The 16,320-nt window shown below is 35.3% G+C and carries 10 protein-coding genes; 3 read left to right on the top strand and 7 right to left on the bottom strand.

Annotated features, from left to right (window positions below; all coding sequences use genetic code 11):
* Window positions 1-178: 178 nt before the first annotated feature.
* Complete coding sequence (locus tag CFK40_RS20890) at window positions 179-352, bottom strand: hypothetical protein (RefSeq protein ID WP_161493815.1); 174 nt, start codon at window positions 350-352, stop codon at window positions 179-181.
* Window positions 353-597: 245 nt separating this feature from the next.
* Here CFK40_RS20890 and CFK40_RS03380 point away from each other — a divergent pair, with 245 nt between their 5' ends.
* The gene (locus CFK40_RS03380; RefSeq protein WP_089530681.1) at window positions 598-1,650 is read left to right on the top strand and encodes a glycosyltransferase family 4 protein; all 1,053 of its coding nucleotides are present in this window, start codon (window positions 598-600) and stop codon (window positions 1,648-1,650) included.
* A gap of 12 nt (window positions 1,651-1,662) precedes the next feature.
* Complete coding sequence (locus tag CFK40_RS03385) at window positions 1,663-2,829, top strand: acyltransferase (protein ID WP_089530682.1); 1,167 nt, start codon at window positions 1,663-1,665, stop codon at window positions 2,827-2,829.
* 202 nt (window positions 2,830-3,031) lie between these two features.
* On the opposite strand, the gene csaB is transcribed toward CFK40_RS03385, so the two are convergent.
* The 5 genes from csaB to CFK40_RS03410 all read right to left on the bottom strand — a co-directional run bounded on the left by csaB (window position 3,032) and on the right by CFK40_RS03410 (window position 10,285).
* Window positions 3,032-4,156, bottom strand: coding sequence for a polysaccharide pyruvyl transferase CsaB (gene csaB, locus CFK40_RS03390; protein WP_089530683.1), 1,125 nt, complete (start codon window positions 4,154-4,156; stop codon window positions 3,032-3,034).
* A complete protein-coding gene (locus CFK40_RS03395) occupies window positions 4,156-6,072 on the bottom strand; it encodes a DUF5693 family protein (RefSeq protein WP_089530684.1) in 1,917 nt (638 codons plus the stop codon). The genes csaB and CFK40_RS03395 overlap by 1 nt, the downstream gene beginning before the upstream one ends.
* Window positions 6,073-6,626: 554 nt before the next feature.
* Window positions 6,627-8,183: a putative polysaccharide biosynthesis protein gene (locus tag CFK40_RS03400; protein WP_089530685.1), complete on the bottom strand. Its 1,557-nt coding sequence runs from the start codon at window positions 8,181-8,183 to the stop codon at window positions 6,627-6,629.
* Window positions 8,180-8,911 (bottom strand): WecB/TagA/CpsF family glycosyltransferase, encoded by a 732-nt coding sequence (locus CFK40_RS03405; RefSeq protein WP_089530686.1) that lies wholly within the window; start codon window positions 8,909-8,911, stop codon window positions 8,180-8,182. Before CFK40_RS03405 ends, CFK40_RS03400 begins: the two co-directional genes overlap by 4 nt.
* Window positions 8,912-9,100: 189 nt before the next feature.
* Window positions 9,101-10,285, bottom strand: coding sequence for a CDP-glycerol glycerophosphotransferase family protein (locus CFK40_RS03410; protein WP_089530687.1), 1,185 nt, complete (start codon window positions 10,283-10,285; stop codon window positions 9,101-9,103).
* A gap of 530 nt (window positions 10,286-10,815) precedes the next feature.
* Here CFK40_RS03410 and CFK40_RS03415 point away from each other — a divergent pair.
* Window positions 10,816-15,453: a cell wall-binding repeat-containing protein gene (locus CFK40_RS03415; RefSeq protein ID WP_089530688.1), complete on the top strand. Its 4,638-nt coding sequence runs from the start codon at window positions 10,816-10,818 to the stop codon at window positions 15,451-15,453.
* 181 nt (window positions 15,454-15,634) lie between these two features.
* Here CFK40_RS03415 and tagD read toward each other — a convergent pair whose 3' ends face one another.
* On the bottom strand, window positions 15,635-16,033 hold the full coding sequence (tagD, locus tag CFK40_RS03420) for a glycerol-3-phosphate cytidylyltransferase (RefSeq protein WP_089530689.1): 399 nt from the start codon (window positions 16,031-16,033) through the stop codon (window positions 15,635-15,637).
* Window positions 16,034-16,320: the final 287 nt, after the last annotated feature.

The raw sequence follows: 16,320 nt of genomic DNA on the forward strand, positions 1-16,320 counted from the left end.
ATTAAGCTTACTTATATCGACGGTCATGTCCAGCTCCACCGCCCAGCAACTAGCAAACTTCACACTCCTCCACTACGATAAGTCAACATCGGTTCGTACCTCACCGTGTTCCCTTTATCTCATTGCGGAATGCTCCAGTTTGTACGTTGCTAAACGGGCGCCTGCGCTTTTCTAATGATTAGAAACCAACACTTTCACGTTCATCACACATATTATCTATCTCCTGTTCAGTCAATGTAGTGTTTTTATCATAATCCGGATTAGGATGAACAATCATTGTGGTTAATCCTATAACAGCTAGTGTATAAACAAAAAGCGCAATTCCCATTATGGTGTATTTAACTTTGTTCATGATATCCTCCCGTAAATGTCAACATTATTTTTAACTACGTGGCAGAACCTACTTTAAAGTTATCATATTTTGATGTTTACCGACAAATCAAGTGTCAGAGAAACTAATAGAGCATTTTCCTTATTAACATAAGTAGAATTTACAATAAATTTACAGAATTATAACAAAATATGTATTGAATATTATTTTTAATTAATTATAATTGGGTAGAAAACTTCATCATCTCATTTAATAGGAGGATTGAAATGGAATACTTAGCTCTAGTAGTTTGTTTTATAGTTTCGCTCATAATCACGCCTTTTATTAAAAAACTAGCAATAACAATTGGTGCCGTCGATCAACCAAATGCTAGAAAAATTCATAAAAACGTAATGCCAAGGTTAGGTGGTTTGGCTATTATTATAAGCTCTATGTTAGGAATGGTATTGTTCCTTCCAGACACTTCGGTGATTTTGCCAATAATGATAGGGGCGGTCATCATAACATGTATAGGTGTCTTGGATGATGTAATTGAATTATCCGCTAAATTTAAGCTTTCTGGACAGTTATTAGCAGCGATTGTTTGCGTTGTCGGTGGAATTCAAATTGAATTTATCACGATACCATTTGGCGAAAAGATAGAATTTGGTTATCTTGTTGCTGTTCCATTAACAATTATTTGGATTGTAGGAGTTACAAATGCTATTAATCTAATAGATGGTTTAGATGGTTTAGCTGCAGGTGTTTCTTCTATTGCGTTACTAACAATTTCTGGGATGGCAATTTCAATGGGAAGTATGTTTATTGCAATTTTAGGTCTAGTTGTACTAGGAAGTACACTTGGCTTTCTCTTCTACAATTTTCATCCAGCAAAGATTTTCATGGGTGATACGGGAGCATTATTTTTAGGATATATGATCAGTGTGATGGCTGTTGTGGGGCTTTTTAAGAACGTTGCGCTTTTCTCTCTTATTGTACCTATAATTATTCTCGGTGTTCCATTACTTGATACAACCTTTGCTATAATTCGTCGCGCTCTAAAACGACAACCGTTAGCGACAGCAGATAAATTTCATCTACATCACTGTTTATTAAAGTTGGGATATACCCACCGCCAAACAGTTATCTTAATCTATGCCATGAGCAGCTACTTTGGTATTGCTGCAATTATCTTTAATCGAGCAACCTTATGGGGTTCTAGCCTTATAATTGTTGGTTTACTCATTACTATCGAATTAATTGTCGAAGTCACTGGATTAATTGGGGAAAATTATCGTCCAGTACTACGTTTTATGCAAGGAGCTAAACCTAAAAAGTAAGCCGGTGATAGTATGAAAAATAACCAAAAACGAATCAGTTTAGATGAAATTCAATTGGCCCGAGCATTCGCTATTCTAGCAGTATTAGTTGTTCACTCAACATCAAGCGGTGTAACTAGTATTCCGACAGATTCATTTCTGTTTCCGTTATACAATTTCCTTAATATTGCTGGAAAGTTGGGTACTCCTACGTTCATCATGTTAAGTAGTTTTGTTTTATTTTATAATTATTATCCACGAGTAGCGAATTGGATAATAATGAAGAAGTTTTACATAAAACGTTTGAAGTTTATTTTAGTACCATATATTCTTTTCTCTGTTATTTACTTTTCCGTTAAATGGTACATGTATTACGATTATCCAAGTCTAGCATTTGCGCTGAATAAGTTTTTAACATTATTGGCCTTAGGAAAAGCACATCCCCATCTTTACTTTGTTTTTATAAGTGTCCAATTGTATGTGCTTTTTCCATTACTGTTAATTATGTTTAAGAAATCTTCATTCCTAAGAAAGAATGCGATATGGATTGGAATTCTACTTCAGTGGATATGGGTTATACTTAACAAAAATTACTTTCATATTACACTAAAAGGATCCATTTCATTATCATATATATCCTTTTATTTTGTCGGAGCATACCTAGGTATCTATTATTTTGAAATCAGGGAGAAGATAAAGGCTCAATCCTATAAAGAAAAGGTACTACTACCACTATTTATAGGGTATGGTGCAATAGTAATATTATATACAGGTTTTATGTATCTAGTAAGAATAAATGTATATCCGAATGTAGCTGAGCAACTTCCGCAAATAGTAAGCCGTTATCTTTACGAATTCACATGGGCTACCAATGCCTTGTTTGCAGGGTTAGTGTTGTTTTATCTTGCACATATAGCAAATAAGCGGTTTGGCAATAGGACAAAAATAGTTTTCATGGAGATAGGTGCTACTTCCTTTGGCATCTATTTAATTCATCCATTATTTTTGATGCTATTTAGAGGAATCTTATCAGCAGGTAGTCCATTTCTATATCATAGCTGGCAAGTACTAACATTTATCCTGGTGGGAATGATAAGTTGGTTAGTTGTCAGGTTTATTTTCCGCTATATACCTCATTACTGGGTTATTTTTGGTAAATTACCTGAACAACAAAAGCTTCCATTAAAAAATAAAAGATAAGTAAGAAAAGCGCAAGCGCCTTGAAAGACACGACAAGCATAAGCAGAGCGGTGCAGTGTGGGTGTTTTTGCCACACGGAAGCGAACTGCTTATGTCTCGAGTGTCTAGGCGCTGGAGCTAGACAGATAATCGCCAAAATTCTATACTTTCTTTGCTCTGTGCAAAAAAAAAAACGACCTCTACCAAGGTCGTTTTTTTGCACCTATTTGTTGCCTACACTAATACTGACATCATTACTGGTCGGTGGGACACCAGCTGAGAACAGTTGAAGAGCTAATCTCGATGTATCCTGTGCTTCTAATTGACTTTTTTTTACTTTATTTTTAAATGTAGTTTGTTGTGCAGTCCTATTTGATAAAGCCCGATTAACATGGTTTAGAAGCCTTTGATCATCCCAATTATTCTTTTCAACATGACCCACTACAGATTGCTCACAAATTGCTGCAAATGCGTCAATTTTAGGATCATAAGATATAGCGACAAAAGGCGTATAGTTAATCGACGAAAAGATAAGTGAGTGAAGTCTCATTCCAATTAATAAATCCGATTGTCCTATAATAGAAATCTTTTCTTCAATGCTCGAATCATATGGTGCGATATAACTTTTCTCTGTCATAATTTCAGCAGTTTCATTCGATGCTATTTCATCATATTTGCCATGCATTGGAACAAAGATAATTGAATTGCCATCACGTACCAGTTGATCTAGACAACTTGCAATTTTTTCTTTATAGGGTATTGTAGTAGGCCAATTTCTTACACTTACAGTGATAATAGGATTACGAATGTGTTGTTTTTGAATCCAGTTATTTTTAAATTGACTGCTATCGAGACCTATTACTGGATCTGGAACGATACTCGTAGATTTAGTAACACCGATACTTGCTAATAAGTTTTTAGAGTTACGATCTCTTACGGTAATTTGATCAACTTTATTAAGTGTCTTTTTTACAATCCATTTATTTATACTATTCCTAATAGGGCCCATCCCTTGAGCGTATATGAAAACAGGCTTTTTATACCACTGGGCTATCTTTATTATTCCGGTATAATACGGAATTGATTTAAGTCCAGTTTGGTCCTGTAAAAGACTGCCGCCCCCGCTGATCAAACCATCTGCTTTTTTAACAACTCGACTTATTTCTTTAAAGTTCCATCGATTCACCGCATTGACGTTATATGTTTCCATGGTTGATTTCGGATTGTTTGAAAGTACGGTAATATCAACTTCTTGTTTTATGTTTCTTATGGCTCGAATAATAGAATACAATATAGCTTCATCTCCTACGTTATCAAATCCATAGTAACCAGACAACACGACGTGCATTAGGACCACCTCGCTTTATTTTTATTGGTAATGTAGCGGAAGCATATTTTAACTAAATAAATCAGAAAGATACCAATTAGATAACCTATTATTAAGCTATAGGCAGTTCGTAATAACGAAACACTTAAGGGGATGTGAAAATGTGTGAAGGTATTCATAATTGACAAAAATCCAATCACACCGGGAATAAGTAAGAATTTACCCCATCTTTTATTAATACCCATTGTATATAGAGCTAGAATATAAAGCGGAAAACCAATTAAAAATTCCTTCGTCCTAGGTCTTACGTACAAATATTCTTCTAATTTATGTCGTATCAGCAATTCCAATTCACTAACTGAACCCGCATTGCCTGTACGGCTAATATAGTAAAAAGCCATTAATCCAACTATAGTAATAATTATGATATGCCAATATTTCACTGGCGTCTTCAAAATTGTATTCACTTCTTTAGCATTCATCGAACCGTATCTTTTACTAAACAATATATAGAAAGCTAAGAACAGAATAGGGGTGACATAAACCAGTTTAACGCCTCTGAATAATTCAAATCCAGTTATAAAGGCGTTGCCATTCAACAGACTTATTACGATTGCAATACCAACAAAACTTATTCCAATAGTTTTAAAATATCGAAATGTAATAGTCTTGATAGTGGTTGTCCCCTCACTAGATGAGATCACAGCATAAATCGGTGTGATGATGGCAATGATTAATGCAAAAGCCTTTAACACTACTAAACTATGTAGAAGAAAAAAAGATAGTGCTAGTAAAAACATGAAAACTGACGATGCCAATCTTATTTTTTTATTATCAATAATGCCTGCAGATAGATAAGTGAATAAAATTCCTGCTAACAGTACAGCGGCCTTTATCCATAAAGGTGTATAGATTTCTTTAAAAGGTTCCGGTGCCCCCGGAATAAATTGATTGGGCATATTTTTATTGACTGCATGTATGAAATTTGTTGCAGTTTCTAAACTTTCAACGGGTTCTCCGTTTGGAAAGTGAAAAAAGATGGACCGTATATTCCGTTCCTTTACGGCTCTCACGGCTCTGTCAACACTTTCATCGAGCGCATCATTATTCAAACGCATACTGTGTAGCCGAATGAAATCATAATTTGTTTCTTTAGCAATCGTTTGTAAGCCCATTTGATTAACAAATTCAATGGTATAAAAACCATACCCTGCTTCATTGAGTTGGTTGGCCCATGTTTTTACTTTTTGATGGTTTGGATAGCCGATTACTTCTTGTCCTGAAAATAAAAGATTCGAAGCATCTTCATTTTTCACTTCCATTAATTGTTCAATCGTATTTTTGTTACTAATACTAGCTTTAACACCACTATCTTTCGTTTCATTAGTAACATTTTCGACTCTTAGCGTATAGTTAAGGTTATGCTCTTTTACTAACTTGATAGCTTCTTTATTATATCCAATGCTGGAATGACGTGCTGTACCGTCTTCATCAGGAATAAAATATAACGGTTTATTATTAATTGTTAATTCGACTGGAGTAAAGTGCTGATTTATTTTATTCATGTAGGATGAATCCTTTGGTACAGTAATATAAAACCCATCTTGTTTCTGTTTGTAATCATCTTGTACATTGCTGAACTTTAACATTTTTTCTAATTCTTTTTGCTCATAAATAGTGACTATATCTTGCTTTTCCAACAAGTCCAATGTGACAGGACTTAAACTTACTGTATTTAAACCAGCTTCCTTTAAGGAGGAAAGAGCTTCATCCATCGTTATAGAACTTTCTGTTGTTAAACCATAAATTTCTTGATAAGGGGTAGTTATTTCATATGTATTATTTGTAACCTCTGCGTTCCATCTATCATATAAGCCTGGTACTGAAATAAGTAATAAGACGATTATAGAAATCCAAAGCCATTTGCGTTTAATCACTATTCTTTCATTCCCTTCTATGTCAATTATTTAGGCTGTTTTCGTATAGTTTTTTGCTCAATACCACCGAAGTTGATATAAACTGCGACGTAACATACTGCTCCGGAAATACATTATGATGTAACTGCTGGGTTGTTTTCCGCTGCGGACCGTTGCTTTCCGCGGGCACGGCTTCAGCCTCCTCGGAAGAAAACCACTTCCTGCGGGGTCTTCAGACTCGTGCTGTTCCCGCAGGAGTCAACGGTCCTCCGCTCCAAACAACTTCCATAAATTGCTGTTTGCCTGGGTGATATAAACAATCAAATAAATTGAAATTGTTAAGCACAAAGCCCAGTGAAGGAAATCCACGAAGACTCCTGTGGGAAAGCGAAGACGATGAGACCCCGCAGAGAGCGATCTTTGCGATCGAGGAGGCTCATCGCGAGCCCACGGAAAGCGAAGTGGATTTCCGGAACGATCGCAGGGCACCGAACTTGATTTTTAATTACGTCGCAGTTTAAATATTTTGTGTCAAAAACAACAATCTTTTAGAAAACAGCTATTATTTATAAAAGTTATTTCATCAACTTCCCAATAAAAGGAAGACTTCTGCATGTATCTTTGTCTATTACTTTCATTACATATAACTGCATAAAATAGAAGCCAGATCCGAATACGATTGCTAGAAGTACATAAGACAATGCTTGTATTCTTGACCAATATTCGAAACTGAAAAATAAGGTTGGTATTCCAATAATCGCGCCCATTGTTAATGAGGAGAAAACCATCTTGAATATCTCTGCATTAAAAATCTTAAAGGACAACTGTTTACGAATATAAGAGCTGTTTATTACAAATAAGATGATATAAACGATTAATGTCGAAAGTGCCGCACCATTGAGTCCGAACAAATCTATGAAGTAGATGTTCGAAAAAGTTTTTATTACAACACCAACTACAATTATAATGGCTGCTTGATTTGCTAAATTCATCCCTTGTAGAATCCCTGTTCCTAATACAGTTAAAGATGTAAATACAGAACTAAAGCCCAGTATTGCAAGTGTTAAGCTACCTTCAACGTTGGTAAAGAGGGCTAGATTCAAAGGTAATGTCAACGCTAATAGTCCGATTGCAGCTGGCCAAGAAGTCAGATGCGTTATTCTATGGGTTTTTTCGATAATATCACGTGTCTTACCATAATCCTTCGCTGCTAATTTAGTTGTAATCAATGGAATTAAAGGAAGAACAATAGAGGTGGCGAGTACCGTTGCAATTTGCACCAAAGAAAGTCCTCGTCCATATATTCCATAGAGATACGTAATATTACTTGTTTTAATTCCTGCAGATTCAAGCCCATATGGAATAGTGATTGAATCAACAAAGTTCAATAACGCCATTGTAATCGCACCGATAGCAATAGGAATGGAGACTTTCAATATATTTTTACTCCAGGTTGTAAATGTCTGATAAGAATACGTTCCAACTGGAGATAATTTGAAATGAGATCGATTATATTTTAATCGTAAGTAAAGAAGAGAGAAGAGGGCCCCTATAACAGAACCCGCCATTACACCACCAGCTACAATTTCATCAGAGAACCCATTGCTTACTAAGTAATAGGCCACTAAAAGAATAAATCCAACTCTGATAAATTGCTCTATTACTTGTGAAACTGCTGTAGGTCCCATATCCTCAAATCCTTGAAAAAAACCTCGATAAACTGCCATATACGGAGCCACTAATAAAGTAGCGGCGACCACTATAAGAGCAAGTCGCGTGCTTGATCCTCCCAATGTAGCAGCTAATAAGGGAGAATAGCTGTAGATTAATGTAAAACTTATGATTCCAAATAAGATAGCCAAAATGCTTGCAGTGATATAGAGATGTTTTATTGTTTCTAGTTCGTTTTTTATTCTTGCCTCTGCAATAAGCTTAGAGATTGCAATCGGGATTCCTGCTACTGATAAAATCAGAGCTACCATGTAAACAGGGTAGACTAAACTAAATATACCAAGCACTTCATCTCCAGCAATGTTTTGGAGAGGAATGCGGAATATACTTCCAAGCACCTTGGAAAGTAAAGTGGCAACCGATAAGATCAAGGTACTTTTTACAAATGTTGACTTACTCATGAAGACCCCTTTACTTTCTGTTTGATAATCTGAATAGCAAAACGGGGAAGGGCTAAAGCACGTTTCCATCTACTAGGTTGTTTTGCTATACGGTATAACCACTCTAAATTTAACTTTTGCCAAAATAGTGGTGCCCGCTGCACAGTGCCAGCAATCACATCAAAGCTTCCTCCAACACCAATGAACATCCCTTTGTCAAATGTTGATAGATTTTCGGAAATCCATCTTTCTTGTCTCGGAACTCCTAAAGCTACGAACGTAATATCGGGTTTAACTTCCGATATACTTTTTGCAATATCATTCTGTCCCCAATCGAAAAAACCATCATGTGAACCCACAATTTTAACACCAGGATAAGTCTCTTTAATGTTATTCTTGGCCTTTTGTAATGTTTCATTTTGAGCGCCGAGCAGAAAAATACTATATTGTTTTTCACTAGCTATTTCTAATAAACCTATCATCGTATCGTACCCTGTTACGCGCCCTGGCAAAGGTTTGTTTAGCAATTCAGCTGCTTTAACAATACCAATTCCATCAGCTGTTACATAAGTAGCTTTATGAATATATTTCATAAAATTCATATCTTCATTGGCTTTCATCACAACTTCAGGATTCGCCGTAATAACAAAGGTTGTTTCACCATTCTGGATACGATTATCTAGTAAAGAAACAAAACCTTGCTGATCAATATGTAAAAAGGGAACCCCCATAATAGTTACTTGTTTCATAAGGTAATCTGACTCCTTTAAAATTAAACTTCAATACTTTTAATAATATAATAAACAAAGGGAAGTAACAAACGGTTGTAAGTTAATTTTCTGTAAACTTTCTGTAAATTTTAAAATCCTACTAGATAGAGTTTATAGAAATGTAAAAAGCGATCGACAAAATTTTGTCGATCGCTTTACTTATTGCTTTTAATTAACATCAACTTGTTGATATTCTTTTTCTTCAGTGTAGAGTGCCTTCACAAGATTTTTACTTGAATTCCCTCTTGAATATTGATTCCACTGTTTTGCAAATTCTCTTACCTGAGTAGGGTCAAAATTCTCTTTGTCTATGATTTCAATAATCTCTTCCGTAGTTCCAACAACTGAACCTGGAACTAACGTTTCATAGTCTTCCCAGAATCCTACTGTATTAGCATATTCCTCTTTATCATAAGCAAAAAATATCATAGGACGTTCCAATAATGAAAATTCAAATGGAATGGAAGAATAATCTGTAATTAAAATATCAGTAATTACTAATAGTTCATTAAGATCAGCCATGTCTGATACATCATATACGAAGTTTGAATGAGCATTATAAAATTCCCGTTTAATTGCTGGATGTAGCTTTAAAAATAACACATATTGATCAGAAAATTTATCTTCCAATTTTTGAATATCAAGTGCTATTTTAGCCTCGTTTAATTGATCATCACGATAAGTTGGTGCATACAAGATTACCTTTTTTCGATTTATTACAGGAAAGCTAGCTTTTAGTTCACGCCCCACCTCACGCATTTTAGTAGTATCATAGAAAAAATCCGAACGAGGTATACCTGTACGTGAAATTGCTTCATTAGAAAGTCCAAAGCTTTCCCTAAAAATAGTAGCCATTTTTTCAGATCCAACTACAACATGTGTAAAGCGTTGATACACTTGCAAAAAGCGTTCATATGCACGAGGAGTTCGATCTTTAATGGAAGGGTCTTTCAACCCAAATTGTTTTATCGCACCGGCCGCATGCCATAATTGTATACATTGAACATTAGGTTTAAAGTCAGTTACAGCTAAAAAACCATAATAATTATCGACAAATACTTTATCAGCAGTTGCTAGATGATAGATTGACTGGATCCATTTAAATAAATGCGATAGTTTAAAGGTTAATTCCTTACTGATAGAAGCTTGTCCAAAATCCACTTTACATTGAGAGGTTTTGAGAATTATAACCTGGTCATCCACTTGTTTTTCTAACTCTTTTAATGTAAACAAAATATTATCCCCAAATGAAGCAACAAAAACTGTTTTCTTCTTCTGAGGAAATAAACTAAACATATTAAAGAGTGTACGAAAAACAAAAAGGTACATAGTAATTGCGAGTTCTCTAACCATTATTGCCCCCCTAAATCAGATTTATGTTGGAATTGGAAGTTCCAATCGCTCTATGAAGATAAGCAAAATTACAATAAACTTTCGGAAAGTCAAATTTAACTTTCCTGTCATCTCCATGACTAAAATATCAATATTATATATCGTCAATTTTTTTGCTCCGAATTCTGTTCAAAAATAATCTATCTTTATTATACTATGAAACATCAAGTATAGAAACAAGCATTTTTTGTTAATAACTACGTACTTAATTATCGGAGTTAGATTTTTTTGTATATAAGGTACATGAATCTCGTATCTAAATTTAAAAAGATGAAATAAAACTAGAGATAGACGTGTCATGGAGATAGGTGCTGAAATATCGGTTGCATATATACGTTGTAACTGAAAATTAAACTGTAGATTCCTGAAAATTCTTAAATTATATTGACTTTTTTTTATAAATATTCTAAAATATAGACGTTATGTGTCATAAATTGGAAGGAAGGAGCGTATTACTATCAGTTAAAAATTAGATAGGGGGAAAGTAATTAATGTATAGGTTTCGGAGGATTTTTTCAGTTGTTTTAATTTTACTTTTAGTTTTATCAAACGGGACATTTGCCTTTGCAAATACAGGCGGGAAAGCGAATCCGATTGATGCTTCTGAACTAACTAAAAAAAGTCTACTAGATCAAATTAAAAAGATAGAAGACCCTACTTTAGATGCTAACTTTAATGATAGCGAAAAAGTAAGGGTAATTGTTGAATTAGACGGAGAGACACCTCTAGAGTATGCCAATAAAAAGGGTGTTATGTATAAATCACTCGCTAAACCAACAAAAGAATCATTGACGACTAAAGTAGAAAAACAACAAAAAGCCGCAAAAAATGCAATTTCATCTAAGGGTGTTGACATAAGTTATAATTACGATTATGCAGTTTCATTTAATGGATTCAGTGGGGAAGTAGAGTTTGGAAACATTGAAAAAATTGAAGCTGTACCAAACGTGAAAGAAGTATACTTAGCAAATGAATACAATCGTCCAATTGTTGAGCCTAACATGGATACTAGTCATGAATATATCCAGTCTCATAAAACGTGGGCAGATGCAGAAATTAAAGGTGAAGGAATGGTAGTAGCTGTAATAGATACTGGTGTAGACCCTTCACATAGAGATTTTGTTTTAAGTGATAGTACGGAAGAAGACCTTACCAAGAAAGAGGTAAAGACGATTATTGGTGAAGGCGAAGTCAAAGGTAAGTATTATACGGAAAAAGTACCTTTCGGCTATAACTATTACGATCAAAATGACACAATTCTTGATCTTGGACCAGCAGCATCAGAACATGGGATGCATGTAGCTGGTACTGTAGCTGCCAATGGGGATCCTCAAAATGGAGGAATCAAGGGTGTTGCACCTGAAGCGCAGGTACTGGGAATGAAAGTATTTAGTAACGATCCTAATTTCCCTTCAACGTGGTCAGATGTGTATTTAGCTGCAATTGATGATGCAATCGCTCTTGGAGCAGATGTACTTAACATGAGCCTTGGCTCAACTGCATCATTCTATGAAGCTAATAGTCCTGAAGATTTAGCAATAACTAGAGCAGTAGAAAATGGAATCGTTTCTGCAATTTCTGCAGGTAACTCTGGTCATATTGGTTACGGATGGGACAATCCATTCTACCAAAATCCTGACATCGGTGTTGTAGGTGCTCCTGGATTAAACCCAGATTCAATCTCAGTTGCGGCATCTGGTAATACAGCTTATTTATATCAACACAATATATCTGTAGGTGATTTTGAAGCTACTGGATATGGTGTTGACGATTGGACAGAGTTAGCTGCGTCACAAGAGCTTGAGGTAGTAAGTTTATCGCAATTAAAAGGTGTTGAAGAAGTACCTGGAACATCATGTAAAGTATGTGGTACTCCAGAAGAATTTGAAAGTGTTGACGTAGAAGGTAAGGTAGTTCTTGTAAAACGTGGTACACTAGCGTTTATTGATAAAACAAATAATGCCGCAGATGCTGGCGCTGTAGGAATTATTGTTTATGACCACGGAACTTCACAATTCTATGAGGATCAAGGCGGATGGGCAATTCCATTTACCATGATACATGCTGAAGATGGAGCTGCATTAGAAGATGCTATAGCTGCAGGCGCTTCAACATTAGATATCTCGAAAATTAATTCAAAAGAATCACCAGAAATGGGAAGAATGACAGCGTTTACTTCATGGGGTACAACTCCTAGCTTAGAGCTTAAGCCGGAAATTACTGCGCCAGGTGGGAATATTTATTCTACACTAAACGATGATCAGTATGGCGTAATGAGTGGTACTTCAATGGCAGCTCCACATGTTGCTGGGGGATCTGCATTAGTACAACAATACTTGCAAAAGGATGACAGATTTGAAGATCTAACTATTGAAGAGCGTACACGCTTGGCGAAAGTAATGTTGATGAATACTGCTAATATCATTCAAGATTTAAATGATCAGCCGTTTTCACCTAGACGCCAAGGTGCAGGTATGATGCAATTGCTTAGTGCAGTCCGTACACCTGTAACTGTAGTAGAATCATCTTCAAATGAAGCAAAAGTAGAATTAAAAGATTTTCAATCTAAAACATTTGACATGACATTTACAGCTGAAAATATTTCAGATAAGGATGTTACGTATAATGTTGATACAAGTGTACTAGCAGATACATTACAAAAGACTGCTACTGATTTAGAATACAATGCGTTAATTGCAGGGAATATGAAAGACGTAAATATTGATTCACCTGAATCGATAACGGTCCCTGCTGGAGAATCTATAGAATTCACAGTTACTGTTGATTTAAAGAACGCGAAAATTCCTGGTCTTGATGTTGATGGAAATCCAACTACATTTGACCTAAGAGAAAATATTTTCGTTGAAGGTTATGTTAAACTAATTCCTGAAGACAACACAATCGCTGATCTTTCCGTACCATATGTTGGTTTCTATGGTGAGTGGGACGAGCCAGAAGTACTTGATGGTATTCAAGATTTAGGTGAAGAAAGATTCTACAACTTCGATAAATTATTCGGTCCAGGCGTTGGACATGATATGTTATTTGGAGATGAAGGATATTTTGTAGCGCCAGTTGAAGTAGACGGTAAAAAGTATTATCCAGTTTCACCAAACGGTGATGGATTATATGATACAGTTTATCCTTTACCTGCATTTATGCGTAATGCAGCAGAAGTGCAATTCAACATTTTAGGCGAAAACAACAAACAATTACGTCGGGTATTGATAGAAAACGATGTCCGTAAAACTTACTTTGACGGTGGTAGTGGTTCATATTATAGTTTCAACCCGAATAGACAATGGGATGGAACGAATCTATCAAATGTAGTAGAAGATGGTGTATATTACTACGAGATTAAATCATTAATAGATTACGAGGGTGCCGATTGGCAATCAGATAAATATCCATTATATGTGGATACAACTGGCCCTGAAGTGAACGCAACTTATAACGCCGATACTGGTGTATTAGCTATTGATGCAACAGATAGCGGAGTTGGAATTTTAGAATTTAGTGTCACAGTTGACGGTGAACTTTTAGGTTATGTTCCTGCTGGTACTACGAAAGTTAATTTACCAGGTTTATCTGAGGGAACTAAGATTGAAGTAGAAGCGTTTGATCACGCGGCAAATGAGACAACCGATGTAGTTTCATTTGGAGATAATGAATTACCAATCATTTACGTAGATAAAACCGCACCTGAAGCATATGGTGCATATAACACATTAGAAGTTCCTGTCTCAGGTTATGTTCAAGAAGACGTTGCTTTAGAGTCATTTACTGTTAATGACAAAGAAGTAGAAGTTACAAAGGATGGCAATAAATATAAATTCTCTACAGTTGTTACATTTAAAGAGGATGGAGCAAAAGACATTCATTTTAAAGCCGTTGACAACTCTGGAAAAGAATTTGATATTAAGCGACCAATCTTTGTTGATACGACCAAAGCTGAAATTGAGTATGACGTACCAAAAGTTGTAGATCACAACGTAGATAGCATAAAAGTTGACTTTAACCTTACAGACAACTTTAACTATTTATCACTTAAAGTTAATGATGACCATGTGTATGAATTACCATTTAAGACCCCAGCTGATATTATTAATCCAGCTGATGAAATAGTTGAACACACATTATCATTAAAACCAGGTGATAACGTATTCAAGTTAACACTTGAAGATGTTGCTGGAAATGTTACAACTGAAGAGTTTACTGTTTATCGTAACGAGAGTGAATCCCGTGTAGACCGTATCGCAGGTGCAACCCTGTATCATACTTCTGTTGAAGTAAGTCAAGCAGGATGGGAAAAATCTGATACTGTAGTTTTAGCTCGTGGAGACCGCTTTGGAGATGCTCTAGCAGGTATTCCATTAGCTAAAAAGTATAATGCACCATTGTTATTAACAGAATCAGACAAATTCACAAAAGTAACAAAAAAAGAAATTGCACGTCTTGGCGCAAAAACTGTTTATATTCTTGGCGGTGAGCTAGCTGTCGGTAAATCAGTTGAAGATAGCCTAGAATCACAAGGAATTACTGTTCATCGTATTGGTGGAGAAAACCGTTTTGAGACTTCTGTAAATGTAGCAAAAGAAGTCGTTGAAAATGGTTCTGCAAATGAAGTAGTAGTTGTAAATGGAATGAACTTCCCAGATGCATTATCTATCGGTTCATATGCTGCTATGGAAGGCTTACCGATAATACTAGTGAATGGAGAGGAACTACCTCAATCTGCTGAGAGGCTAATGTATGACCTAGGAGTTAATAAAACTCTTGTAGTGGGTGGACCAAGTGTAGTATCTAAAGAATTAATGAATGAACTACCACATCCATTCCGTGTTGCAGGTGGGAATCGTTATGAAACTGCAATTGCAGTAGCAGAATATTTCGACCTTGATACAAATCATTACTATGTAGCAACTGGTAGACATTTTGCTGATGGCCTTTCAAGTGGAGCACTTGCTGCTAAAAACGGCGAAGGTATCTTATTAGTAACTGATCATGTACCAGAAGTTGTAGAAGACTTTATTACGGAAAACAATTTAGATCTTCTTACAGCTATCGGTGGACCAATTGCAATTAGTGAAGATGTTGAAAAAGCACTTAATAAACTTCTTGGTCAATAACATACCAAAGGGTTATTACTAAACAGAAAAGGATCCCATTTTTGGGATCCTTTTTTTTCATGAATTTTTCCATTAGTTTTATAGGTTTGTCCAAAATCAACTTTACATTGGGAGGTTTTCAGAATAACAACCTGTTCATCCCCATGTTTTTCTTAATCTTTACAAAGTGATTGCTAATTCTCTAACCGTTATTCGCTTTATTTAAGTCTTTTTTAATTTGAGTGGTTGAAATTCCAACTGTTCGAGGTAAATAGACAACTTCGCAATGATCCTTTAAGAAGTCAAATTTGCCTTTCCAGTCATCTCCCATAACAAATACATCAACATCATTATTTTGAACATCTTCTACTTTTTGTTCCCATTTGTGCTCAGGAATAACCTCATCGACATATCTAATTGCTTCTAGAATTGCTTTGCGTTGTTCAAAACTGTAATACGCTTTTTTATCTTTGAGTGCGTTGAATTGGTCTGATGAAATTGCCACAATCAAATAGTCCCCAAATTCCTTTGCCCGGCGTAATATATTTATATGACCAGTATGGAGTAAGTCGAACGTTCCATAAGTGATTACCTTTTTCATAAAATAACCTCCAAGAAATAAATACGATTTATATATTATAGTACTACACTTAGTTTACATTGAAGTAACAAAATTATTAAAAGAACATTTTGCAGAAATTTGTAAACGACACTACATAATGTTCATGTTTGTACGATATAAATATCAAATACTACTATCAATTAGTATACTACGAAACTCATATAATAGAAACAAGCATTTTTTGTTAATAGGTTTTATATTTAAAAAGTAGTAATAATCAGAGTTGGAATTTTTTCACATAATCTATTAACTTTCGACAGAATATG

The sequence above is a fragment of the Virgibacillus necropolis genome (genome assembly GCF_002224365.1).
Taxonomy (GTDB): domain Bacteria; phylum Bacillota; class Bacilli; order Bacillales; family Amphibacillaceae; genus Virgibacillus_F; species Virgibacillus_F necropolis.